Consider the following 23,468-nt stretch of genomic DNA (forward strand, 5'->3'; position numbering starts at 1 on the left):
TATTATGTTTTAAGGATAATTCATGAGTAATGGAGCACAATCACTTCTTAGTCAATTACTAATTGCCATAATCTCTATATCTTTAGGGTCATTTCTTTTTGCTGGAATTCTAGAGAGTTACAAAAAAGACCAAGGTCTTCAGGAAGAACTTATAAAGGATTACTTCAGGCCAATGATGGAATTACAAAGTTCTTGTTCATCTTCACATAATGAACTATTCCTAAAGTATGGAGAGTTATCTGGTTCTTATCAGCTCATGTCTAATGAAATAGTACATATGACAATGACACCTGATTCAAAATTAGGCCAGCATTATGAAGCTCTCCCAATATCTATTATTAAAGCAAATGCAGAGTTAAAAAAAGGAGTTGAAGAGCTTGAAATGACGGTTAAAAAATGCAAGGCCGATTTATTCCTCAAGTACGAAGAGCTTGCATTAGTTACTGGTTCATATCCAGAGTTTAGGGGTTTGGCGAAAAATTATACAAATGCGATTAACACCATCTATTCAGAAAGACAAAGAAAAGCCAAGGAAAATACAAAAAATACAGACCCTAATCAACTAATACCATTGATGCGGAAATTTATTGCTATGGATCTATCCACCAATGCAAACAAATCCATGCTTGCCAGTGAAATGGATAACATATCTAAACTAACAACGCAGCATAGTTTGATAATGGCAGAGTATGAGGAGTTAATTTTTAAAGAAGATAATGATCTATTTCTAAGTCTTCATGACCTTTTTGCAATCCAAATTAGTGAAAAGTATTCGGGTGGATTTATCAGTTGGATATTTTAAAACATTATGACTCATCAGATGCGACGCTTACTATGCAGAACGCGTAAATCTGATAAGGTTACTAATGTGTTAGGTAATGTCCGCTTCTGGCACTAACCTGACATGGTGTTGCCAGCCATGGCCAAAAAAAAGCCCGCAATCCGCGGGCTTAGAGATAATTTAGAACCTGTTAGTACCAGACATTTCCTGTTAGGAAATCATTCCCATTCAATTATTTACGGCATGCATAACCAATTGACTGATAAAAACTTTCCGCAACATGATTTTCACCGTACCGTTTTATATACCGTCACCGGAAATCAGTACCATGAAAAATGCCATGTCACCGGGTCAGTGAATCGTACTGCTTTTCACAGACTCGTCCGGCTTCGGCGGCCCGATCAGCGTACTCTGCCAGTTGTCGGTTTCGCTCGAGAGATTTGCTGAGCACGTCGGCAAGCAAAACTCCGGTGTCTGCGGCTGACGCCCCAGCGCCGACAGTGGCGTTATACTGCCTGAGCTGCTCACGGATGGCAACGAGCTGTTGCTGCAACCGGCCAGCGCGAGCGGCAGCATTAAGAGCATCATTGCGCGCCTGGTCGATCCTCTGCTGCGCTTCTCGTTCATTGGTCGCTTTCTCCTGTTCTTTCAGCGAACGCAATTTTGCGTCGGCCTCTTTCTGATCTGCCTGCGCCTTCGCATACCCTGCATCGTACTGGCGGCTGCCGTGCACATTCCAGGCAACCCTGCAGCCGATTACCAGAGCAGCAAGCATCACCACGATAAGAAACTGTTTCCAGTACGCTTTTACGAATGCCCAGATCATACCGCCAGCACCTTACTGGCGGTGATGTACCGCGCGCGCCGGTCGTCGATGCCATTCTGGCCGCCATTGATGATCTGCGTGACGCGCACCAGGTCGCCGGTGTACTTCATGCATCCTTTGGTAGCGAAAAACCACGCCGCGCTGCGGGCCGCGTATTCGTCCTGAGCCAGCAGCTCAGGTTGCTTAACCAGATCTACCTTCAGGCCGTTACCACAGTCGCGGTAGTTGTTCAGACCGGTGATCTGGATAAGCCCGCGCCCTCGGTAGAACCAGCCATCGGTCGGACCGTTATTACCATTGCGCTTGCTGTACACCAGATTGGCGATCGCACGCTGGCGCTCCAGCGGTAACGATGGTTCACCAGCACGACGGCCCAGCGCGTTGGCCTGGCCCTGAGTAAGTCGACCATTCCTGACGAATCCCGCCAGCCCTGTCACGCTGTAGTTGAAGTTCTCCTGCAGCCGGGTAAAGCCGCCTGACTCATGCCCAACCTGCGCGATAAACATCGCCTGGTGCAGAGGTTGCTCGATGCCAAACTCTTTCATGGCCGCAGTGATATGCAGATACCAGCGCGTGGCCAGCACGTCGCTGATGCCAGCTGCACGCTGGAATTGGTTAATGTCCATGCTGGGACCTCGTTATCTTGAAGATTTGAACCACGTTCCCCTTTGTCTTGATGAGCGCAGCCAGGAACACGGCTTTGATGATGACTTCTGACCAGTCGGCGCTGACGTAGTACCCGTAGAACGTCCGGATAGGCACGCTTGCTGCCACGACGATCAGGAGGTATGCGAGCCACCCGCCCCACCAGCGGTGTCGTGACCCGTCACGTCGGAACAGAAGGACTCGAATAGCAATTCCGCCGCAGATAGCGGCGTTCAGGATGAGAAGCAGATCAGGACTGGTCATCGTCTTTTCTCCCCGGGATCAGGTCGCGCGGATTTTCAGAACGGTGATAAATATATTTGCCAAGCCCTACTGCCACGATAGAGGAAACGAATGCTCCGGCAGAGTGCGCTATTCCTTTATCGAACATATCGGATGTTACGGATGGGAGAAGTGTGGCGAAGCCAATGAGGATGATTGCAGTAGGCTTATAGATGACCAGCCCGCAGAAGAAGCTGACAACCGCCAGTAGCAACCGACGTTTTATTGGAAACTCTGTCGCAAAGGTAACAAAAATTACCGCACCTGCCAGACTACCAATCACCACCTCAGGCGGAACCCCAACAAGCCAGGCGCTTAGTGCGCCAAGGCTAAGCCCCTGATTGACATCTGACACCGTCATGGATGCAGACATAGTGACCACCGTTTATTGTGCATATAGAACCCCCTTAGTTGGTGAGTTCATCATACACAATAAACCATATGTGGATTAAATTTGATCGGATTCCTCTTAACGAAATTACCCTATGGGTAGAGTATTAAACCCATCCTTTTTTCTTCAGGAACTTGGACACAAACTCTGCGTTAACTTCGGTGCCAGCATACAGAGCCCCATCATTTTTTGTTATTGATGGATGAAGCTCGTCAAGTCTGAGAGAGGAAGGGGTAATTCCGTTTCTGATATCAGTTATGTCTTGCTTGCTCTGCGGGTTGTGGTGATTCATGAAGTTCTGAAGCAGGTCTACACCATCAATTTCGCAATAATTTTCAGGGAAGGATTTCTTATACAGGCTGTTGATAAGCGCGATTTCATCAGCGCCATTTGTGCCTTTTGGTTCGTATGAAGCAGGGAACTCTGGAAGGATGACGAATCGGTTATTCCCTTTATCCATCCTGGCTACGATGGCCTTTGCATCACGCATGATTTCATCTGGCTGTGTGGAGTTGTTTCTCCCTAGCCATAAGAGATAGATAGATTTAGGGTGATCTGGATAGCTGAATCTCTCTGGCACGTTATCCGTGGAAACTGTTGTCATAGGATAAACAGTTAATACAGACGGCTGATTCAAATAAGCAACTTCATCTTTGCCTTCTGGTGTGAAAGTAATCCTCTTTCCATCCCAGTCAAGAACTCCATCTTTCCCGGCCAGTTCGCAAGGTAGATGAATCCAATCTGCTGCTGCATTACCCCATAGCCTTAGCGGACCAGGAATGTTAGGAATTAGATTGTTTTTCTCGCGCGGAGTGAGAGTACCACTTTCAGAGGCATAACTTATACTGTACGCACCATTCCTTAGCGCTATGCTTTCTGATGTTGACCCTGATAGGCCAAAGTTGAAAACCTTACATCCAGTTTCAGATATCAATTTTGCTGAGAATGTCTTGTTGTTGCCGAAAAAAGAGTGTCCCCATAAAGAAATTTCTGGCCTGTGCAGAAGGCTGAATATGCCATAACCTCCAAGACCGGCTAGTGCCGCTACCCCTAATGTTGACTTCAAAAATGCTCTTCTGTTCATGCTCTTCCTGAAATTAGCCGGTCTTTTACAACCGGCTAATTATATCAGAAACTTCTTGATACTTCTTTTACTGTTCCACTGAAATCATTCCTTGCAAATGTTATGAACTCTGCAGGTGGAACAACAGCGTTAACAGCCCCCTTACAGGATAGAGATCCACTATGCTGGAAGGTAACATTTCCAGATGACGTGTTAAGGAACGTAGCAACCTGACCGTCAAGCAGGTTACTAATTGCAGTAACTGTTGCTGTTGTGTTTAGAGAGAATTTTTTGTGAGGACTATATTGTCTCATATCCATGCTTCCACCTGGGACTTGAGTATAGCCATCGGTTGCTTGATTTATAAGCACCTGATTTCCATCTGTAAAATAACTATACTTATTGATAATGTACTGGTTCATTCCCAGACGAGGCTTTCTGACTGGATCAGAGATAATGATGGCACCAGAGGTTTTTGTTACTGACCCTGGATTTACACACCCAAAAATATTTCCATCCACAGTAGCCTGGTTTGCTGTGATGGCTGTGAAATTGACATTGGAAGCGTTGTCCTGATAGGACAAGTTGTTATTTTTGAATTGAATATTGCTATCAACAATAAGTGGTGAAACTTCAGTGCATAATGCAAGGAAAGTGCAATTTGAGACAACTCCATCTCCATGCATTTCCATAATCTTTCCTGAACCATAACCGAAGCCCATTGTTGTTCCAATGAACGAGATTGAAGAGCACGCCCCATCAACTGCAACATAATAAGGTGCTGCAGCTGCAGTTATTCCATGAACAGACATTTGCTGCTGGAGGGTCGCACCAAACACCTGACCGCCAATAAATTTTATGTTGCTTGTTGATTGAAATACTATTGATGGAAACTTGTTTATGCGCTGAAATTCTGAGCCAGCACTTGCTCCAGGATAATCCCCCTGTTCAAAATGGCAGTTATTAAATTCAAACCCAAATCCGCTATTAATTCTCAATTGAGCATTGTTAACTTCGAGTCGACAACGATTAAAAGCCAACAGGTTTGAACCATTTATAATGTTAAGTGCATAAATAGAACCGTCAGTACCGCAGTCGAGAATTTCTAACTGGTCAAACAAAGTATCCTGCAGCTGGCTCAGCGTTAACCCGCCGCCGTGGAATCCCTCAACTACTAAACCCCTGGCATACCCACCCCACCCACAATTAGCGATAAGAACACCAGCCCCGCTTACACCTGCCCCCTTTGCAAGCACATGAACGTCAATAAGATTTAGTCCACGGATGTACTGGTTATTGCTTGGCGGGTTGATCTCTATGCAGTAACCAGAAGCAACTTCAGAATATATGATAAACCCCTTTTTAGCGTAAGGGGTTCCAGCGAAGCTCCCAATTGCTGGCGGTGAATACATAAAACCTCGTAGCTGAGGTGGTTTAGTAAAGGTAATTTTTTTAGTGATTCGCACTGGTCCAGGTGCATATAATTGTCGGTCATGCGCTTCAGAATAAATAATTGCTGCCTGGAAATTATCAGAGTCATCTGCAACACCATCACAAACACAACCCCACCCCCTTAAATCACCTTCATCGATCCATTTTTGTTTCTGTATATAAGGTGGCATAGAAGGGATATAGGTATACCCATTAGGGCCTGCCAGCAACAGGAGAACGTCAGATGCTGAACCAGATTCCGGCACCAGCATGATTGGGTTTCCTGATGAGTCAAATCCGACAATCTTGTTTGCCCTTGTCGATGCGGCAGGCAACTGCGGAATGTTTTCTGGAGTCCTCAGCGTCCTTGAAAAGTTAGATCCTGATACCGTATCAACATAATTTTTTGTCGCGGCATCCTGAGGATCGCGTGGGTCTTTCAGGTTCCGGATGTAATTGTTAAGAGCATCGTACCAGTTAGCGATACTTGACGGCTTGCGCAGGGCCAGGCGGAACATGCTGCCAACCTGCTGAATAAGCATCGTCAGCTTATCAAACGCATCTTCATGCACCTCGGCGAAAAATTTACCCTGATTTCGAAGGTCTGTTTCCTGTGTCGCCTCCAGCTCACGGGCAATGGAGATTTGCCAACCGTTCGCCAGCGGCGAGGTTAGAACAACACTTCCGCCGTTAAAGCCACCTGCGTTTGTAACGGTGTAATCAGTGTCCAGCACCAGCACGGTGATGTTTTCGCTTAGATCAATAACTGAAACAGTCAGGTCTGTTTTCTTGAAAATTCGGAAGGTGTACGGGAATGATGTGGTAACGCCGTTCCCGGTGTAATCGTTATGGTCAACTACGGTTGATACCGTCATGGCCTGTCTCCAGTAAAGCAGCGCCCGGCGCGCATGCATCATCTGGACAGTTTATTACCTGGTAAACCTTATATGAATTGAATGAATAACAATCATGAAAGTTATTACCTTTCAGGTAAACCTCATATCGTGCTGGATAGTGTTTCAAAGTTTTGCTACTGTACATACATACAGTAATTGCATGGAGAACATGAGATGCAACGTCAGTATCATCACCCGCTGGAAAAAGGATTTGCCGAACGCATACACACGCCGGGAGGCGTCCGCTCCCTTGTTGAAGAATCACATCTGATGACGTTGCTGCGACAACTGAATGAGGACGGATTTAACGTTGATGGCCCGATGGCGGAACTAACTGCCCTGGTGAACTACGTCACCAGCTCGCAGATGTCCATGAAGGATCTGCAGATGCATCTCGATTACTGTGTGGAAAAACTGAAGCAGGAAACGACTTAAAAAAAGGCCGCATAGCGGCCTTGTGACATGTCACAGTAATGGTAGCTTAAACACTATAGCCGCGAGAATGACGAAGGTCGCGAAGTAAACGACCTTCGCAGAGGTCTCGCCAAGCCAACCTTTTCTGATAGCGAATATTACCGCCCAAACATACGCCGTGCCGCATACCACGACGAACGCAAACCAGAACAGAATCATGCCTATCTTGATCAATATATCCATTATTGCCCCACTGCCTTTCCGAGGTCTGGTGCGCGGCGAGGCGTTGTCTCGCCAGGCTCCCACCAGCTCGTCGTGTTGAATTCACGCTGCGCTCTGTCACGCACCCTGTCGTTATAGCCTGGGTTTGCCATCTCCTGCAGTTGCTGCAGTATCAGGTGGTTGGTGATTGCCTTCGCGTACCAGAGATTAGCGAACGGGGTTATCATGCGGGCCGTCTTCAGCGCATCGGCACCGAAAGATGTTTCCTCGCCCTGAAGCGCCTTCTGCGGGTTCGTGATCAGTAGTTTGGTTAACTGTTCTGCGAAGCTGAGCACCGGGCCGCCAATGGTTGCCGCGATACTTGAGCCATATTGCGTATGGTCCTGGAAGAGGAAATCGCCGTAGATACCGAATGATCCCCCCTTCAGCAACGCCTGCACCCATGTCGTTGGCTTTGTCATATCAAGCGGGTCATTACCTGTCAGCAGGCTGTTCATCTGGTTAGCGAACATCCCAGCCAGTGTAGTGCCAGCGATATATGATGCCAGGAATTTGATGGCAGGCACTGTGTCAAGATCATTGGCCCGGTTTACCAGCTGGCGGAACCCGGCGAACGGCGTTGTTTTGAAGAGCATGAAGCTCTTGATCAGCTGCCCGGCATCATCTCGGGCGTAGGTATCAAGACCGGTAGCGGTGGTTACGGCGCTGGTCATTTCGCCATGGGTGATACCCAGCAGTTTCTGAGCGGCTTCCGCTCTGGCGTTTCGGACCATGCGCGTGATGGTCTGCTCTGCTTCAGCGTCGAACGCCTCTTTCATTTTCTTCAGGCGCTCTGGAGGCATATCGCCAAGCGCGGCCAGCGCTGCATCACTACCTGCACGCACCTGCGCGATACGGTCCGCCATGATGGCGGTGATCACTTCATCAGGCACGGCATAAATCGCATCAGGCGTCATTCCCATATGCCCGGCGGTGGTCATTGGCTGGAGGTCTGCGGCAGCCATGATAGCCCAGTCCTCATTACTCCAGCCCTTGCTCGCCAGAATGGTCTTATCCGATCCCTTAACGTCGTCCAGATTTTTAAACTTGCGGGTCAACTCCCCGATGTTTTTGTACATCAGCAGGCCAAACGCCGCCTTGTTGGCGCGGTCCATAGCGATCAGACCTGACCACTTCAGCGTCTTCTCTGCAAACCAGCCGGTGATGCCGCGAGACAAGTCGAATCCCCCCATTTTCGATACGACAGCAGCGTGCGAATCAACCAGCAGGCCAAGCTCAGCATTGGCCTTTTTGGCATCACCGCTAAACAGGTTGCGAATGGTGTTTGCAGACAGGCGCATGCCGTCACGGGTAAAGCCAAGTGCCTGGGCATTGGCGCGCATGATCGCTTGATCGCTGGTTGCCGTCAGTACGCTGGTGCCGAGCATGGCGCTGGTCATCAGGTTGCGCAGGCCGCCAACCGCCGACGTGAACACGCTCGATGTGGCTGCGCCGTTAAGCCCCGCCATTGAGTTAAACATGCGCTCAACCATCTTGCTCTCATCGTTCATCTTGCCGACTTCCTTCCCACCGGTCACCGCACGCTGATATACACGGTCCAGAACCAGGGAAAAGTTACGGGCAGCATCCGGGCCGAACGCTTTAACAACACCCAGATCACGGGATGATGACTGCAGATGCGACATCATTACGCCAGCCACCGGCTGCTGAGTGTAGCGCTCCATGTAGGCGAAATGCGACTGCGCATCCTTGAACGCCATCACCCTGCTCTGGGAACCACGGTTCTTAATCCCGCCAGTGCCCATGAATGCGCCCGGGTCGATTTTGTTCGCGCCATCGGTAGCCTTCGTTTCGAATATCGCTTCCAGCGCCTGGCGGTACTCGATGTCATTCATCGGGCTGCCGTCAGGATTAACGTAGTTGCTGCGATCCTGTGTGTTGTAAACGTCATCCACCCATGCCTGACGGGCAAATTCAATCGGCGGCTGGCGGCCGGAAAGGCGCGCTTTTGCCTGCTCCGCCACCGGCAACGAGGCAAGCCATTCATCACGCCCGGCGTTCCGAATAAAATCGGCGTCGTCAACATACGGCAGATGCCAGTCGTCGCGCAGGCCGATATCGAACCCGTTGTCGTTCATCTCCTGCCTGGCCCGGCTGGTAACGTCATTCCATACCTGAGCGATTTTCTTCGCTTGTGGGTTCCCGGTGTCCTCGCCGTATAACTCTTTCAGGATCTGAAACTGTGCAGACTTAGCCGCCTGCTGGTCGAACAGGCTACGGAAACGCTGCTCGCCGAGTGCCTTGCTCTGCTCGAAGAATTTGCGGACATCATCGCCAGCCTTGAGCAATTCAGCGCTGAGCTGGCGTGACCAGTCCTGATATGCTCCGGTTGCCAGTTCCTCTGCCGAGGTCACGGCAATATCCTTACCATCAGTTGTGCGCCGACCTGCGAAGATAAACTGCTGCAAATTGGCGGGTGTTTGCTGCTCTGGCGGGATGTTGGCGTCGAGGGTATCTGTCACCCTGCTGATTGCTATCGCGTTCTGAGCGACGCGCTGGCGCTTCTTATAGACGTCATGCACAACGCGCTGCCGCACAAGGTCGGCAGCCTCCATGTACGTCTGCGCATCCGGGATGCCAGTCTTGCCTTCCCTGGCATTCTTTTTATGCACCTGGCGCACGGCTTCTTTGATGCGATCCTCAATACCTTTCAGCTCGTCAGCCTTTGGCTGGCGCCCCAGCGTCTGCGCAATGGCTTCAACACATGCCTGTTTCATTATGGGTTCCTCAGGAAGCATGCCGCGGCGACGGAATACACTTTCGATTCGTTCTGCACGGTCTGGATTTGTTCATCAAATTCAGCCAGAACCTCGGAGAGTTTCGCTGGCTGCCCGGTATCTGGGTGCGTAATTGTCAGATCCGGATTGGTGGTCGCCATATCTCGCGCCGCCATCAGGTCGTAACTGTTTGATGAAATCGCCTGGCCGGTGTCGGGGTCGACACTTACCTGCCCGCTTGTTTCGTCTGCCGCCGTGAATGCACTTTCGGTGCGCGGCGCCGGAGCTTCGCCAGCCAGTTCTGACGGCGTTTCATACCTGACACCATTCTCTTCGAAAACCTGCTGCATTGCATGGTACTGCTCGTTTGCGGATTCCAGCATGCCGGGCCGCGCCGGACCATCCAGGCCTCTCGCCATCATCCCGATGTTAACGGGCTGCCCGTCATTGAGCTGCCGGTACGCTTCATCCATGGCTGCCACATGGCTGTTTATGCTCTCGTTGCTGGCGTGCAGCACTGGAGCAGATTCCAGATCGTAATACAGCCCTTCATTCAGAGTGTGAGCTGCATCAATGTCGCTCGGCTTAATGGCGGGAATATCTGGCGCTGAGGCGGTCTCTGTCACTGGAGGCTGAGCATCAGATCGCACTGGTGCGCCAGGGGAATCTGTTACTGGCGAAGCTTCTGCCATAGGTGCTGGCTCTGCGGTTGCATCAGGAACACTCTGAACCTCTGCTGCCGGGATCGGTGCTTCAGCATCTGCCGGTGGCGGCACGTCAGCATTTCGCGCAGCCAGGTGATGCGCACCACCAAAGGCACCGCCCAGCACCGCATCCACCAGCATCGCCTGACCGTCGAATACACGGTACTGCTTCGCCATTTCCGTGTAACCTTTTTCCTCCAGCGTTTCGCCGACGGAGTAACGGTTAAGGCCGCCGAACCCGGTATTAATTGCCACGCCAGAGGCAATGCGCGTTGCCAGTGTTGTACCGACGGCAGCAGGCAGGGCCATCCCAGCCGCATTGAAAAGACTCTGCTGCGTTGCCAGGTTGCGCGCCGTTGATTCGTCTACACCCTTCCCTTTGAAATCCTGATAGGACTGCTCATACGTAGAGCTGAATGCAGTCGCTGCGCCGACGGTCGGGCCTCCGACAATGGTCGCACCGATGGCCGGCACAAACTGCCCGAGACCGTAAAGCACCTCGGCAGCTGTTCCCTGGCTACCAGCATCAGGCTTCACATACCCGCGCGCATCCTGCAACTGCTTACCGATCGTGTCATAGGTATCATTCAGTGCTTTGTCGGCATCCGGGAACATCACCCGGAAGATATTGACCGTCGGCGCAATGTCTGCGGTGAATGCCGGATCGCTGATCAGGCGTTTGCTGAATCCAACTGCAGACTGAGCCAGGCCGAGAGTGCCTTCCGCCACTCCGCGCGCCGGCGCAGCGATCGAGCCCTGGAAGAATGTCGGCTCATAGTCTTCAGGCCGTGCAGGGTTGGCCGCCGTTTTGTCGTCGGTCCATGCCTGGCCTTCCGGCGCCAGAGAAAATACATCAGACATTATTCGACCCTCACGACGATAGCTTCATTGGTTTTCGGATCCGTCGCCCAGCGCCCGCTGCCACTGACCAGCCGATACTGGTTGTTGCCGATATTTACCGGGGTAAAGTTTGACGCGGCGTTGACGTTCAGCCCGGCATCTTTCAGCGCCTGCTGCGCAGATGCGGTGTAGCGGTCCTTGAAAGTGGATTTGTCCATGCCAAAGGGCATTACCACGTCCCCACCATTAAAGCCCTTGTATACGCCGCCTGTGGCGTACTGCGCTGCCTTTTCCACTACGTCGGAGTTGGCTGCATCAGTACGCGTCATTGAGGCATCGCCGGACTGATAAGCGATCCCGGCATAAGCGGCTTTGAAAAGGTTGTAGCTGAGCTGGCGCGCCTGCGGGTTATTGGCAAACGAGTTACCAACCTGATCGTCGAATGCACGTTTCAGCTTATCTTCGCTCGGCAACTGGACCGGAGTTATCCCGGCGTCTTTCATCGCTTTTGTCGGGTTCAGCAGCTGGTCACCTGCCAGAATTACCTTCGATACGTCGTATTTGTTCATGGTCGGCTTGTAGCCAATGAACTGGCTGTAGGCGATTGCTGGCTTGGTGTTGTCGTACTGGTTATCCGGCGTGCCAAGAAGCAGCGCAGAATAGGCCGTTGCTGCGTTGTTCGGCGCGATAGCTGAAGCCACCTGGCGCATAGCCGGAGCAGAGAGCGCTTCACCCATGCTCTGCAGCAGGCTGATGGTCTGGTTAACGTCTTTGGTGCCGCGCACCTGCTCAGACAGCGCAGCGGCCTCCTCACTGGACAGGATGGGCGCATTGATGCCCAGCGCGCGCAGGCTCTCCTGAGATGAGAACCGGTTGGCAACCTCTGCAGTGATGTCGTTAGGGTTGTTGCTGGCGATCGGCTTATAGGCGCCAATCTCTACCGCGGCGTTAAACGGATTATTCTGGCGCTGGCTGATAACCTTCGTGGCCGCCGCCGACACCTGATCGAACAATTCAGCGCGGGATGCATAGCCCTCTCCTGTTTCTTCAGTTCCTGGCTTCAGCTGATTGACGTAGGCTGTGATGCTGCTCGTCGGCATGTTGCGGAATGAGCCAATGTACTGCCCGGCGATCTGCGTATTCCGAAACTCGGTATAGCGGAGATTACCTTCCCGCACCCCATAGGCCGCCAGGAAGTCGGTCTGCGTTGGTGCATCAGGAAAATCAACACCGCGCATGTATGCCGCGCTGGCATCGCGAACCCGGCTGTCGATACTGGTGCGATATTCCGCCTGCTGCTGCTTGCGAATTTGGTCAGCCTGGCGGAGGAAGGTTGCCTGCGCTTCAGGAGATGCAGCGTCGAATGCAGCATTGCCGGTATATCGCTTGGTGCTGGTCGGAAGCTGTGACAGGCCAATAGCTGCACTGACACCGGTGGCGAGCTGCTGGTCGCTGTATGGCTGGCTACCGTTCTCATGCTGGATGATTGCAGCACACAGGGCCTTCAGCGTGTCAGGGTTTGATGCGTCAAGCTGCTGATCCGCAGTTACGCCGAGCTGAGCACATACTGCCTGAATGTAAGCATCGGTGTTGTTATTGTCAGACGGCGGTGCCCAGCGGTTGATAATGTCACTGACGGTATCGATCCCCTGGCGCTGGTAAGACAGCAGGTTGCGGCCCAGCGCACGGATGCCATGCTCCGGAGTTTCGAATTTAGCAAATCGCCCATCGTCACCGGTCTGGCCTACCCACGGATTGGTTTTACTGTACTCGAGGTTTCCTGGGTTGTTATTGCGAATGCCGCGGGCGTCGCCTTTCTCACCTTTTACATAATACTGATCCTGCTGTTCGTGCAGCCTCTCAGCGTAGGCTGTGGCATCTTCAGGATTGTCGAATATGCCTAAGTGCTTGCCAGTTTTTTCATATAACGAAATGGCTTCATCGTCAGAGAGTAATTTCCCATCGTCGCTTACGGTAGGAATCAGGACTTCACCTGAATCTGTTCCAATGGAAATTGTTCTAACGGTACTGATCGTTCCATCTTCGTTTTTAACAGATGGTCGATTAAAAAGGTTGATATTGCCCTGAGTCACCATTCCTTTTGTAGTTTTAGGATCTCCACCATAAGGATTAACCGTTGCCCGCTTTGAACCAGAAACCGTGTCGCTCAGCTCGCCATTGCTCTGGATGAACTCAATAGAGTTGTTAGCCGACCACTGAGAAAGAGCTGTATCAGCAACCTTCTCCTTAAATTCAGTCTTTTTCGCCTGAATCTGCTCGGCGCTCCAGCCATGCGCAGCGCCGTAGTCGTCGATTTGCTGGAAAGTCTGCTGGTTGTACAGCACATAGTTAGCATTATCGCCGTATGCGGCTGCAGCCAGTTTCCCGTTGTTCGCCAGAGTCGCCTGGAACTGCCATTCTTCGTAGGCATTCAGCTGGCTAATCTCGTGGCGACCGGCCTGGGTCGTGAACTGGGTTCGCATTTGCTGCGCCTGCTGCATGAAGCCTGCGCGCGCCCCCTCAGGCAGTGTCATGGCAATCTGCTCAGCCTGTGAATCAAACTGCTGGGTGTATTCCTGGCCCTTACCAAGGGCATTTTTACCCTGAAGATTCAGCAGTCCGGTATCAGGGTTAGTCAACAGATCACTCGATACCTGACTAAGTTGCAGTGATGCATCCTGCGCCTGTGCAACATCTGCGCGCTGCTTGGCCTGCGCGAATGCGCCAGCGTATTGCTCTGCAGCCTGACCAAGAACATCAGCGGTTTGAGGTGTATCGAACGCCTGAAGACCAGGTGACTGGAATCCCCTGCTCTCTACCTGCCTACCGTTTACAGTTGGTACCGTTGGCATGATATCTCCTTATCGACCGGTTGGCGTTCCGACAGCAGCGCTGATAGGAGCTGCTTTCTGGGTGAATGGTGACCATGTTCCGCCGCCCATCTGATACGCGCCATATGCTTTTAACGGGGTTGTCAGCAGTGTCTGAGTAACTGCAGCATTACCAGCGCTGCGCGCAGCATCGGCCTGAGACTGATAATTACTTCCCTGAACCTGATAGCCATAAGCCTCACGCTGGGCGTTATTGACAGTGGTCAGGGCATCCAGGGTGCCGAATTGTGCCGTATCGCCGAAGATATCCAGAGCGTTACCCGTGGAAAGCTCCGCGCCTGTTGCGCCCATTGTGGCGGCCTGGGTGCCAGCAGCCTGCCTGTTGCGGCGGCGAATCTCATCAGCCTGAGCATTACCACGGTTGATAGAGTCCTGCGCCTGGGATTCAGCAATATCAGCATTTTTCTCAGCCACTGCTGAAGTATATTTTGCCTGCTGGTTCTGGCTGTATGCGCTGGCGGCGGCAGATGCCACCGTTACGGCAACCAGGGCGATCGCTGGGCTACACATTATTTTCTCTCCATGTGGAAACGGTGGAACGGCAGACGCTGGATGCCATACGGCTTAGGATCTTCAATAGTGAAACCAAGCCAGTGCAGCCATACGCGCGCGACGTGGTTGCGGGCATCAACATAATTCTCAAGATACGGGTAAACGGAAAGCATTGCATTGACCACCTTCCCGCACCGGCGCAGGAAGGTGCGCTGGTATTTCTCCAGCGCGTTTGTGCCGACCAGCCATGGAATGCCGCTGCCGCCGATCATGGATGCCGGTGCCACGCCGAAGATGGTTACCACCTCCCCGTTGACCAGCCCGGCGCAGCAGAATGTTGACGTGCGTAGCCCGGTTTCCAGCACGCGCCTCGGACCCCATCCGTTTGTTGCCAGAAATTCGTCGATGTCAGCCTGTCTGACATGTGGCAGCATAGCTTCGATGTGATCTGCAGTGGCAGGAACGATCTGCGCGTTAAGCATCAGAACCCCCCTACGGTAAGGCGTGGGATTACTGCCAGAACGGAAAGCGGCAGAGGGTCGAGTTGACGCACTTTAACGCGCCCGTTTTTATCCCAGTTGCTGTCAAGCTTCACCTCAACCTTGCCAGTGGCATCATCAACCGGGTCGTCGTAAAACTCGAATTCACGCTGCGGATATTCGTACCATTCTCCGCCCGGCGTCGTTGCCCATATTCCGCGGCTGGCGTTGACGACCATCGTCACTGTCGGGATGACCTGCTTTTTATCCAGCAGCGTTTCCTGCCCGTTGATGTTGATGTCCAGCGTTTCGAATTCAGCGGTTATCGGCAGCCCGATATGCACCACTGCGCCAGGTGATTCCAGCGTGACAGCGCCACCAGTTACGATTTTCTGCGGCTCTACGCTGGCGTCTGAGAGGATATTTACGGTCTGACCTTCCAGATGAGAAAGACCGCTGAAGGTCTGGCGTGCCATCTGCCAGTTAGTTGTGGCCGCGCTGCGCAGAGCAGCAGGAACGTTACGGTTAAAACGTACAACCACCGCCGTGCTGCTGGTTACCGAAACAATATCGCCGCGTAACTCTTTCGCCACCACCGCGCCAGTGTCAGGATCCGATTCTGAGTACGGAAACTGGATCTGCGCACCGACGTCCGTGTTGACGAAATAAGCCCCGCCAGTAATCGTTACCGGGTAGTCGACCTGATAACTCCAGTCTCCAGCGCCGCCGCTGATGGTCATTGTGCGTGTTGAGGTATTGCGCCCGTCATAGCTCAGTCCACAATCGACAAAGAACGCATCTTCATCGCTTGTAAACAGGCGGCTTGACAGGCGCTCAATGTAACGCTTCGTCTGCCCGTTAATGGTGCGATTCACCACGAAGTAGACTGCGTCTTCGTTGCCTTCACTGATGCAGCAGGTGCTTTCATACTTTCCAGTACTGGACTGCGGCGCCCAGGCAAACACCTGCTGATCGCGCAGATAGGTCAGCACCAGCAGCTTGCCGTCGTCACGAATGCAAAACGCGCTGCTGTAGGGCACGATGCAGAATGACCAGTCGACAATACTGCGCTTCTGGAACAGGTGGTTTGCCAGTATAGTAAGGTCAGTACCCTGGTACCCGTCGACGTCGAAGGAATAAGCCAGATCACGGACCACGCTTCCCTTCTCCTGGATAAAAAGCGCGATGTTAGCCACCGAGATAGGCGGAACATTGCTTGACCCGTTATTGCCCTGAGAGCTGAACGAGAACGCCGACGGCGTGAGGACCTTATTCTGGTCTCCGGATATCGTATATTCACCGCCAGACGTCAGCGCGACCAGGCTGCCAACATCGATAAGATGGCGGATCTCATTCACCTGTCGGCCGGCGTAGGTGTAGATGATGCGATCGTCATCCTGAATAGGGTTGTTCTTGCCGAAGTCTTTATAGTCGCCGGTTCGACTGGCCCAGATGGTTTGTGGGTACGCGGTAGACGCGGCGAAATACAGGCGCTGCTGGTAGTAAACGACGGTGCTTGGATAGCCATTGACGCTGTTCCAGGCGTATTTTGCCCATTTATAGCTGCCATTGGCTGACCCGACAACCTGAGAAGGGATGTAACTGATTACAGTAGCGGTGGCGGTAGTGCCGGACGCAGCTGTGATACGCACAATACCGAAACCGCTGTGCAGGTATTCCCACTGTATGCCTGTATCGCTATCCCCGGTACCACCCCAGCCATCCCAGGACATGCCTTCAGTATGCGAAGGCCGAAGAGTACCTGTCTTCCCTGCAGTGTTGGCCCGGTAGTAGTTGCTGTCAGCACGGCGCACGTCGTTGATAGCCGTGGTTTTGCTGGTCTCCCAGACAGGAACGGAATCAACCGCAGGCTGCTCAAGATAAAAGAGCTTCCCTACCTGCTCAGCGCCAAAGATGGCAGAGCTGGCCGTCAGCGTAATTGTGCCGGTGCTGGCGCTGGCGTAAACCTTCACTGACTCGTCAACATTGATATCTTCGAACGGTCCGTTTTTGGTGGTGACGTCGACTATCTGCCAGTTATCATGTGCGTAGCGGCGCAACTCCTTCGGTGGGTAGGACGGGTGCACCAGCGTAAGAACATCGGCGCTCTGTGTGAATTTGATGCGGAACAGGTCGGCCTCTGCATACGGCATAGCCAGCTCGTAGATTACATTGCTGCTGTTCAGCACATACGCGCCGTCTTTGATAACACGCATGTAACCGTCGCCAAACTCCAGCGCATAGGTCTGAACGGTCGAGAACTGGAACGGGATGAGGCGGCATTTTTTGTTCGAATATTTTGCTTCGCCGACGAAGCGCGTGCCAGGTCGATTCTCCACCCCGCCATACTGGCGGACTATGAAGTTATCGCACTTTCGCAGAGCCACCTGATACTTCGACATATCGATGCGCCCATACAGCGACGGGCCAATCTCACCGCCGGCAAAGCTCGGCTGTATCCAGCTGAAAGCCATTATGACAACCTCGCTGCTGTAAACTCATCGACTGGTGGCTGCGGCTCCTGAGATTCGTTCTGGCTGTGAGAGCCAGCACTAAGGATGACTTTTTGGTACATGTTCAGGGCGTTGTTACCGAGATCTGCGCTGCCGGTTAGCGGCATGTTGATGGCGGCGGCCAGACGCCAGGACAGAGCTTCCATAAAGATGGGATCGAACATGTTCACGTCAGTGACGCGCGCAATGTACTTCAGCCAGGCCTGCGGCTGGTCGGTGTAAATCAGCTTCCCAGTGCCGTCACCGTTGGATCCGACCTCATAGTTGATGCGCATGGCAGCCGTCGGGTTACGAACACCGGGCACCATAATTTCGGTGATCCGAACGCAGTCAGTCGGGTACTGGTATGCGTATTGCCAGTCAGGCGGCGGATTATTGGTATCGGCCAGCGCCAGGCGTTTGGTGGCAAAGTTCCAGTCAAAGTCCGCCAGCGCAGCATCACGGCATGAATCGAAATGCAGGGAGCACTGCCCGGCCTCTTTGCTGGCCTCTTTCAGGCTGTTAATGCTGCGGCTGTTTCCGATATTGCTCAGCGCGCGATTGCAGATCTCGATAACGGAGGCCATTAATCATCCTCCCCACCATAGAGAGTCTGGGCGGCGGTTTTGGGCTTTTCACCTGATACCGGGCTGAGTGCCATGTCAGTGATCTGCAAGCTGGCATCGTGCCGGACACCCTCACCATCTTCGCGAGTCGACATGCTTTTGATGATAGCTTTGGCTGAGATCATCACCTCAGTACCTACAGGCTGCGGCGTTGCACCGAGTTTCTTCAGTGTTTCATTGTCAAGATTGATGCATAGACCCCATGGATAATCATCGCGGGTTTTTGTTTCACCAGATTCATCCTGGTAGCTGTCAGTGCCGGTTTTGAGGTTTACCAGTTCCATAGCGGACTCCTGCAATAAAGGGGCCGAAGCCCCTTGTTTTATTAGCGAGGCTTAGACGCCCAGTTTTTGCCGCTCTTCAGCGATACGTTCTTTGATCGTTTCAACATTCATGTTGCCAGGCTTCTTGTTGAAAAGTTCTTCGTACTGCTGGCGTAGCGAGGATTCATCTTCACTGAAGGTATTGGCATCGTTATCGCCAGTATCTTCCTTGCCCTCATCGTCAGCCTGTGGTTCAGGCTGAGAATCAACAGGCACGATTCCACGCTTCTGGTCTGCCTTTTTCTTTGCCGCCTTCGCCGCTGCATTGATCGGCTCCAGTGCCGATCCTGGCTCACCTTCATATTCAATCTCTGAACCTTCAGGCCAGAGGTTATTATGAATATGGGATAAGCGCAGGACGCGGTATTTTGCTTTTTCCATCGCTGTCACCTTAGCCAGTCACTTTGGAACGGATCGGGTAATAAGGAGTGTTGTTGTCAACATCCAGATTAATGCCCGAGGTGAACGCCCCAGCAGTCAGCGGGCCGGTGCCTACTGAGTAGTTGACGCGCAGATAGCGCTGGACGCCCGCCGGGACCTTGGCAGAGAACAGGCGTTTACCAGCGGTCAACGCCGCCAGTGCCAGCGTGCCGCTGTCGTACAGCGTGGTCCAGGTGGAGTTATCCGGGCTGGTCTGCAACTGAACGTTCAGGGTTGCGGCACCAGCTGCAGTTGCAGTAGTGTTCACGTTTGCCCAGAACTCCAGAGGCTCGCCAACGCCGATATCGCGGCGGGTGCCGTCGATAGGGCCAAGGTCGATAACGTCGGTGGAAGCAGCAGAAGCCGTAACCGCCTGCGCTTCGGAGAACATCAACAGTTTGTCGAGGATCATTTTCTTTCTCCATTCATGGGCCGGTTAAGGCCCATCAGTTAATGACAGGCGTTAAACAACGCGCGCTTCTGTTTCCAGAATCGCATCTGTTTCACGGATTGGGATGCCACGGAACGCGGTCCACCATTCGCCTTCGGTCTCTTTTACGGTCAGAGCCAGAGAGGCTTTGTCCAGAGACTGAAGATCGAGAGCCTGGGCAACGGTGCGGTTCATGTAGAACACCGGCTTGCCCATGCCGCGGTTTGGAATGCGGTGCAGCGCTTTCACCATCAGGCTTACGATGTTTGCTGCTGAGCCTGGCACTGACAGATCGCTCACATCGATGTTGGCGATGCGGACAACATAGCGCCAGTCACGCAGGGAAAGGCCGTTATCCCATTTGTAGTGGGTGCGGTAGCCTTCATAGCGCCCACCATTGGCATCAAACAGAGTTTCCTGGCCTTTATCTTCCATCTGCAGGCCTGCCTTCTGACCTTTAGGGAAGATGCCATGTACAGTGTTTTCACCCCATACCACCAGCCAGATTGAGGTGTTATCGGTACCGGTACCGCCAGCGTCGATAATGTTCTGGCCGTTGCCAGCCGACTTGCTGGAGTAACGGGAGGACAGCCCCATGAACTGTTGTGGGTTCACGCTGGTGTCACCATAGAACAGCGTCTGAGCCATCTGCTGGTTCATGCCTTCGATAAACGCACGGTCTTCAGAAAGGCGGAATTCAGCAGTGTTGCCGTTCAGATCAGCCAGAGACTTATCGACTTCGGCATATGTTTCCAGCATGCCTACTGAGTCAGTGACCTGGACGGTGGTTGACTTGCTTGGCTGCACACCATAGTTCAGCAAGCGCCAGGTAGCCTGAGGCAAACCAGAACGAATAGTGGTCCGGTGACCGGTTGGCAGGTTGCCTTCAACGATCAGCATGTCCTGCAGGATCGGGTTAGTTTGACCGAGAAGTTCGATAATCTTATCGATTTTCCCGTTTGGGTCGATGCGCTTACCCCAGTCTGCCAGCGTCAGCGCAGTTAAGCCTTTAACAGCCATGGTTATATCCTCTCTTATTTGCCATAGAGCACTTCGGCCGCACTACGCTGGCCTTGATTACTGCCATCGACCATGCCGTCTTCAGACATGGCTTTACCGATTTTGATGAAGGTCTTCACCAGTTCCGGGTGATTACCCAGGCCGGTGCCTTCGAGATATTCTTTCAGTGCAGAGGAGCCAAATATGTCCATTGCACGCTGCGCTGCGCTGAGGTTTGCGGTCAGCTTGTCGCCGCCGATCTCTTTGTCAGCCTTCACATCGGCTGCCCACTGCTCTGTCTGCGCCTGCCAGGCTTCTGCCTGACGCTGCTGAACACCGGCCAGAATTTTCGGGTACGCGTCCACCAGTTTCTGCGCCTGCTCATTGGTCAGGTTCAGATCGCGGGCAACCGGCTCGAAGTCCTTCAGCGCTTCGGTATCAAGCTCTACGCCTTCGCCAGCGGTAAATTCGTATTTCTCCGGCGCACCTTCCTGCTTCTGGTCTTTTTCTTCAGCAGGCTTGTCTGCTGGCTTTTCACCATCAGCGGGTTTGTCTTCCTGAGGCTTGTCACCTTCAGCGCCAGGATGCTGCTTATCGACTTCTTGGTTCGCTGGTTCGCCTGCAGGTGAAGGAGCATCGGCAGCAGGTGCAGATTGCTCAGACGGTGCAGGTGCTGCGCCACCATCAGCTGGTTGCTCATTGCAAAGACGGCGGTGCAGCAAACGTTCAAATAAATTCATTGTTTATCTCCTTAAACCGGTATCGTTTTGGCTTTGAGCTGCGCCAGGACAGCGGCAAGAGTGGTGCGCAGTGCTGTGGTGTCATTCAGCAAAGCGTTGTATTTGCTAACCAGGTCGTTGTGGTCAGTAACAAGCCCTGCAACGTCTGATGCTGAAGAGTTGGTATCAGCGGTTGCTGTCATTGCAGCCGGAGCCGCAATCGTCGCCCCCAGCTTCACACCGCCGTAATCAGTAGTGGTTGGGGCGCCAATTACTGCCGGAGCCGGATCCGGAACCTCTACCACCTGATTTGCACCATCAAGGCGCACGACGCGTTGGGTTTGTACCTGTGTCATACATTTTCCTCACCGGCCTCTTCGGCCATCTTCAGATACTGATCAGGGCAGTGCGTCATGACGCGCTGAAACAGAACCAGAGCCAGGTTGCGCTGCCCTTCGTTGAATGCTGTGATGTTCGGGTCTACGTTGAAGCAAGTACCGAACACCTGACCTTTCTCCAGCAGCGACCAGATGACGCGTCGGCCCTGCTCGCTACCCATGACGAACTGGATATCTTCGATATCGCGCTGAGCCAGAAGATCCTGCTTGGCTTCCAGTTCCGCTTTGCGTTCTTCATCGTCGATATACGTCATTGCTGCGCCGCTCCTGCTGCGTTAGTGAGAGCGGTAAGCGCGCTTGGGTCAGTGGTCTGCGTCTCGCTGAGTGTCTTGGCACCCTGCGCTGCTGCCATGCCCATCTGCATGGCCTGCACCTGCTGAGCCTGTTTGGCTCGCTCTTCGCGAATGCCCTGCACCTGCTCCTGCGGAACGATGACGGTTGGCGATACGCCGGACATTTCCGAGAACGCGTCGATAGCCTGATCCACGTCGAGCTTGTCGAGTGCTTCAGGTTTGAACTGTGCGAGCTGGCCGATAAAGCCAACGGTCTGCGACAGGCTTGTGAGGCCAATAGATTTCTGCGCCTGCGCCATAACGGAGATGTATTCGATGCGCAGCGGCATGCCCTGCATAACATCAGGCGGAGGCGGCAGCATGTTCTTGCGAGCCATAATGGAGAACACGCGATCGATAAGCGGGTTGAGCGCTTCGTCGTTCAGGCGCTCCAGTACCGGTCCGAGCATCAGCAGCTTCTCTTCCTTCATCTCGATCACCGCTTCCACCGGCATAGAGCGGGTGTTGATGTTCTGAAGCATCATGAAGAGGTCAACAAAGTAGGCGCTGTTGATGGTCTGGCGGGTGTCCTGAATGTCAGCCAGCAGGTCGGCGGTGTTCGGGTTGACCAGGTAAGCAGGTTTGAAGCCATCCTGACCGCTCAGCACGTCGAGGTATGTCACATCACCTGGCAGCAGGGAAACGCGCTGATTCTTCAGCGACGTCGGCGCAACCATCGGAGGGTTGGTGGCCTTGTCGATCAGCTGAGCTTTACGCTTCTGCTCAACCTGAAGGGCTTTAACCTGACCGAGTGCCAGCATGCCAGGGCAGGAGGACGCATAAACGTCCTCGCCGTTCACTTCCCAGCGCGGCGCCAGGATCGGGAATTCATCAAAGCCGGATTCGCGCAGCAACTTGTCGGAGTCGCCGCCGGTCTCGAAATAGACAGAGCGGAACGGCTTGTTCTTGCTGTCCATCTTGCCGCTGTCACGGTTGATGTTTGGCGTGATGCAGTGGTTAACCTCGATCCAGTTTTCATACGTGCCGCTTTCCCACTGGCTCTTCACGGACGCGCTCACGTTGTCCAGTCCGAACTCCTGCACCAGCTGGCGCACGGTCATGGAGAACTGACGGAAGGATGTGTCAACGCTGCCGCGCGGGCTGTTCGCCAGGTAGTAGCTGCCAATCGGGAATGGCATTGTGCGGATCACGTCCTGGTCATCTTCGAGCACAGCCATGGCTGCGGTGCCGAAAGTACCCAGGCTGGCGTACATAACGGGCAGAGACTGGTACAAATTCGACTTGTTGAACACTTCGTTCATGCGGCGCTGCACGACTTCCAGCCAGATTTTCACCGGGCCGTAATCCATCATGTCAGGGTCAGGCGTAGCAAGCTTGAACCACGGACGGGCCGGACTGGTGATGCCTGACATCATGCCACTGGACAGGATGCGCTGAGCCATTGAGCCGGTCGGGTCAACAATTTTGGTGTTGCGGCGATCATCACGGTTAACGTCAGACGTCAGGAAGCGGGAACCGCGCGGATTGATAAAGTCGCTCAGGTCGCGCCAGTGCGGCTCGAACGATGTGCGCTCACTCTTCAGCTGTGCGAGCTGCTTCAGCAGCCGCTCTTTTTCGGTTTCCGCCATCTCTGC

22 protein-coding genes and 1 pseudogene are annotated in these 23,468 nt (G+C 53.1%); 2 read left to right on the forward strand and 21 right to left on the reverse strand.

Annotation, left to right across the window (positions count from 1 at the left end):
* Nucleotides 1–22 precede the first annotated feature (22 nt).
* Complete coding sequence (locus HBM95_16715; protein ID NIH44563.1) at nt 23–802, forward strand: hypothetical protein; 780 nt, start codon at nt 23–25, stop codon at nt 800–802.
* A gap of 322 nt (nt 803–1,124) precedes the next feature.
* Here HBM95_16715 and HBM95_16720 read toward each other — a convergent pair whose 3' ends face one another.
* The 6 genes and pseudogenes from HBM95_16720 to HBM95_16745 form a co-directional block, all read right to left on the reverse strand.
* Nucleotides 1,125–1,607: a DUF2514 domain-containing protein gene (locus HBM95_16720; GenBank protein ID NIH44564.1), complete on the reverse strand. Its 483-nt coding sequence runs from the start codon at nt 1,605–1,607 to the stop codon at nt 1,125–1,127.
* A complete protein-coding gene (locus tag HBM95_16725; GenBank protein NIH44565.1) occupies nt 1,604–2,233 on the reverse strand; it encodes a glycoside hydrolase family 19 protein in 630 nt (209 codons plus the stop codon). The genes HBM95_16720 and HBM95_16725 overlap by 4 nt, the downstream gene beginning before the upstream one ends.
* On the reverse strand, nt 2,223–2,516 hold the full coding sequence (locus HBM95_16730; GenBank protein NIH44566.1) for a phage holin family protein: 294 nt from the start codon (nt 2,514–2,516) through the stop codon (nt 2,223–2,225). Before HBM95_16730 ends, HBM95_16725 begins: the two co-directional genes overlap by 11 nt.
* Nucleotides 2,503–2,907: a hypothetical protein gene (locus HBM95_16735; GenBank protein ID NIH44567.1), complete on the reverse strand. Its 405-nt coding sequence runs from the start codon at nt 2,905–2,907 to the stop codon at nt 2,503–2,505. The genes HBM95_16730 and HBM95_16735 overlap by 14 nt, the downstream gene beginning before the upstream one ends.
* Nucleotides 2,908–3,031: 124 nt before the next feature.
* Nucleotides 3,032–4,009 (reverse strand): hypothetical protein, encoded by a 978-nt coding sequence (locus tag HBM95_16740; GenBank protein ID NIH44568.1) that lies wholly within the window; start codon nt 4,007–4,009, stop codon nt 3,032–3,034.
* Between the two features lie 1,619 nt (nt 4,010–5,628).
* Nucleotides 5,629–6,294: pseudogene (locus HBM95_16745) on the reverse strand (head-binding protein).
* A 195-nt stretch (nt 6,295–6,489) separates the two neighbouring features.
* Between HBM95_16745 and HBM95_16750 the strand changes: the two are divergent.
* The gene (locus HBM95_16750; protein NIH44569.1) at nt 6,490–6,750 is read left to right on the forward strand and encodes a hypothetical protein; all 261 of its coding nucleotides are present in this window, start codon (nt 6,490–6,492) and stop codon (nt 6,748–6,750) included.
* A 221-nt stretch (nt 6,751–6,971) separates the two neighbouring features.
* Here the strand turns inward: HBM95_16750 and HBM95_16755 are convergent, their stop codons facing one another.
* Genes HBM95_16755 through HBM95_16825 form a run of 15 tightly spaced genes read right to left on the reverse strand, consistent with a single transcriptional unit; the run spans nt 6,972 to nt 23,462 of the window.
* Complete coding sequence (locus HBM95_16755) at nt 6,972–9,728, reverse strand: hypothetical protein (protein NIH44570.1); 2,757 nt, start codon at nt 9,726–9,728, stop codon at nt 6,972–6,974.
* Nucleotides 9,728–11,293, reverse strand: a complete 1,566-nt coding sequence (locus HBM95_16760; GenBank protein ID NIH44571.1) for a hypothetical protein — start codon at nt 11,291–11,293, stop codon at nt 9,728–9,730. Before HBM95_16760 ends, HBM95_16755 begins: the two co-directional genes overlap by 1 nt.
* Nucleotides 11,293–14,124: a hypothetical protein gene (locus HBM95_16765; protein NIH44572.1), complete on the reverse strand. Its 2,832-nt coding sequence runs from the start codon at nt 14,122–14,124 to the stop codon at nt 11,293–11,295. Before HBM95_16765 ends, HBM95_16760 begins: the two co-directional genes overlap by 1 nt.
* A gap of 9 nt (nt 14,125–14,133) precedes the next feature.
* Nucleotides 14,134–14,673, reverse strand: coding sequence for a hypothetical protein (locus tag HBM95_16770; protein NIH44573.1), 540 nt, complete (start codon nt 14,671–14,673; stop codon nt 14,134–14,136).
* Entirely contained in the window at nt 14,673–15,137 is a 465-nt protein-coding gene (locus tag HBM95_16775; protein ID NIH44574.1) for a hypothetical protein, read from the reverse strand. The genes HBM95_16770 and HBM95_16775 overlap by 1 nt, the downstream gene beginning before the upstream one ends.
* Nucleotides 15,137–17,608 (reverse strand): hypothetical protein, encoded by a 2,472-nt coding sequence (locus tag HBM95_16780; GenBank protein NIH44575.1) that lies wholly within the window; start codon nt 17,606–17,608, stop codon nt 15,137–15,139. Before HBM95_16780 ends, HBM95_16775 begins: the two co-directional genes overlap by 1 nt.
* Nucleotides 17,608–18,213, reverse strand: coding sequence for a hypothetical protein (locus HBM95_16785; GenBank protein NIH44576.1), 606 nt, complete (start codon nt 18,211–18,213; stop codon nt 17,608–17,610). The genes HBM95_16780 and HBM95_16785 overlap by 1 nt, the downstream gene beginning before the upstream one ends.
* Nucleotides 18,213–18,536, reverse strand: a complete 324-nt coding sequence (locus HBM95_16790) for a hypothetical protein (GenBank protein ID NIH44577.1) — start codon at nt 18,534–18,536, stop codon at nt 18,213–18,215. The genes HBM95_16785 and HBM95_16790 overlap by 1 nt, the downstream gene beginning before the upstream one ends.
* Before the next feature lie 51 nt (nt 18,537–18,587).
* Complete coding sequence (locus HBM95_16795; GenBank protein NIH44578.1) at nt 18,588–18,956, reverse strand: hypothetical protein; 369 nt, start codon at nt 18,954–18,956, stop codon at nt 18,588–18,590.
* A 10-nt stretch (nt 18,957–18,966) separates the two neighbouring features.
* Nucleotides 18,967–19,407, reverse strand: a complete 441-nt coding sequence (locus tag HBM95_16800) for a hypothetical protein (protein ID NIH44579.1) — start codon at nt 19,405–19,407, stop codon at nt 18,967–18,969.
* A gap of 51 nt (nt 19,408–19,458) precedes the next feature.
* On the reverse strand, nt 19,459–20,445 hold the full coding sequence (locus tag HBM95_16805; protein NIH44580.1) for a hypothetical protein: 987 nt from the start codon (nt 20,443–20,445) through the stop codon (nt 19,459–19,461).
* 14 nt (nt 20,446–20,459) lie between these two features.
* Entirely contained in the window at nt 20,460–21,164 is a 705-nt protein-coding gene (locus HBM95_16810) for a peptidase (GenBank protein NIH44581.1), read from the reverse strand.
* A gap of 11 nt (nt 21,165–21,175) precedes the next feature.
* Nucleotides 21,176–21,499: a phenylalanyl-tRNA synthetase subunit beta gene (locus HBM95_16815; protein ID NIH44582.1), complete on the reverse strand. Its 324-nt coding sequence runs from the start codon at nt 21,497–21,499 to the stop codon at nt 21,176–21,178.
* Nucleotides 21,496–21,795, reverse strand: coding sequence for a hypothetical protein (locus HBM95_16820; protein NIH44583.1), 300 nt, complete (start codon nt 21,793–21,795; stop codon nt 21,496–21,498). Before HBM95_16820 ends, HBM95_16815 begins: the two co-directional genes overlap by 4 nt.
* Nucleotides 21,792–23,462, reverse strand: a complete 1,671-nt coding sequence (locus tag HBM95_16825; GenBank protein ID NIH44584.1) for a phage tail protein — start codon at nt 23,460–23,462, stop codon at nt 21,792–21,794. The genes HBM95_16820 and HBM95_16825 overlap by 4 nt, the downstream gene beginning before the upstream one ends.
* Nucleotides 23,463–23,468: the final 6 nt, after the last annotated feature.

Origin of the sequence: Enterobacter asburiae (genome assembly GCA_011754535.1) — a bacterium.
GTDB lineage: Bacteria > Pseudomonadota > Gammaproteobacteria > Enterobacterales > Enterobacteriaceae > Enterobacter > Enterobacter cloacae_N.

What these genes read in the sequence shown, in the direction of transcription:
- HBM95_16715 (NIH44563.1), top strand. Translation starts at nt 23, where the DNA reads ATGAGTAATGGAGCACAATCACTTCTTAGTCAATTACTAATTGCCATA.
- HBM95_16720 (NIH44564.1), bottom strand. Translation starts at nt 1,607, where the DNA reads ATGATCTGGGCATTCGTAAAAGCGTACTGGAAACAGTTTCTTATCGTG.
- HBM95_16725 (NIH44565.1), bottom strand. Translation starts at nt 2,233, where the DNA reads ATGGACATTAACCAATTCCAGCGTGCAGCTGGCATCAGCGACGTGCTG.
- HBM95_16730 (NIH44566.1), bottom strand. Translation starts at nt 2,516, where the DNA reads ATGACCAGTCCTGATCTGCTTCTCATCCTGAACGCCGCTATCTGCGGC.
- HBM95_16735 (NIH44567.1), bottom strand. Translation starts at nt 2,907, where the DNA reads ATGTCTGCATCCATGACGGTGTCAGATGTCAATCAGGGGCTTAGCCTT.
- HBM95_16740 (NIH44568.1), bottom strand. Translation starts at nt 4,009, where the DNA reads ATGAACAGAAGAGCATTTTTGAAGTCAACATTAGGGGTAGCGGCACTA.
- HBM95_16750 (NIH44569.1), top strand. Translation starts at nt 6,490, where the DNA reads ATGCAACGTCAGTATCATCACCCGCTGGAAAAAGGATTTGCCGAACGC.
- HBM95_16755 (NIH44570.1), bottom strand. Translation starts at nt 9,728, where the DNA reads ATGAAACAGGCATGTGTTGAAGCCATTGCGCAGACGCTGGGGCGCCAG.
- HBM95_16760 (NIH44571.1), bottom strand. Translation starts at nt 11,293, where the DNA reads ATGTCTGATGTATTTTCTCTGGCGCCGGAAGGCCAGGCATGGACCGAC.
- HBM95_16765 (NIH44572.1), bottom strand. Translation starts at nt 14,124, where the DNA reads ATGCCAACGGTACCAACTGTAAACGGTAGGCAGGTAGAGAGCAGGGGA.
- HBM95_16770 (NIH44573.1), bottom strand. Translation starts at nt 14,673, where the DNA reads ATGTGTAGCCCAGCGATCGCCCTGGTTGCCGTAACGGTGGCATCTGCC.
- HBM95_16775 (NIH44574.1), bottom strand. Translation starts at nt 15,137, where the DNA reads ATGCTTAACGCGCAGATCGTTCCTGCCACTGCAGATCACATCGAAGCT.
- HBM95_16780 (NIH44575.1), bottom strand. Translation starts at nt 17,608, where the DNA reads ATGGCTTTCAGCTGGATACAGCCGAGCTTTGCCGGCGGTGAGATTGGC.
- HBM95_16785 (NIH44576.1), bottom strand. Translation starts at nt 18,213, where the DNA reads ATGGCCTCCGTTATCGAGATCTGCAATCGCGCGCTGAGCAATATCGGA.
- HBM95_16790 (NIH44577.1), bottom strand. Translation starts at nt 18,536, where the DNA reads ATGGAACTGGTAAACCTCAAAACCGGCACTGACAGCTACCAGGATGAA.
- HBM95_16795 (NIH44578.1), bottom strand. Translation starts at nt 18,956, where the DNA reads ATGGAAAAAGCAAAATACCGCGTCCTGCGCTTATCCCATATTCATAAT.
- HBM95_16800 (NIH44579.1), bottom strand. Translation starts at nt 19,407, where the DNA reads ATGATCCTCGACAAACTGTTGATGTTCTCCGAAGCGCAGGCGGTTACG.
- HBM95_16805 (NIH44580.1), bottom strand. Translation starts at nt 20,445, where the DNA reads ATGGCTGTTAAAGGCTTAACTGCGCTGACGCTGGCAGACTGGGGTAAG.
- HBM95_16810 (NIH44581.1), bottom strand. Translation starts at nt 21,164, where the DNA reads ATGAATTTATTTGAACGTTTGCTGCACCGCCGTCTTTGCAATGAGCAA.
- HBM95_16815 (NIH44582.1), bottom strand. Translation starts at nt 21,499, where the DNA reads ATGACACAGGTACAAACCCAACGCGTCGTGCGCCTTGATGGTGCAAAT.
- HBM95_16820 (NIH44583.1), bottom strand. Translation starts at nt 21,795, where the DNA reads ATGACGTATATCGACGATGAAGAACGCAAAGCGGAACTGGAAGCCAAG.
- HBM95_16825 (NIH44584.1), bottom strand. Translation starts at nt 23,462, where the DNA reads ATGGCGGAAACCGAAAAAGAGCGGCTGCTGAAGCAGCTCGCACAGCTG.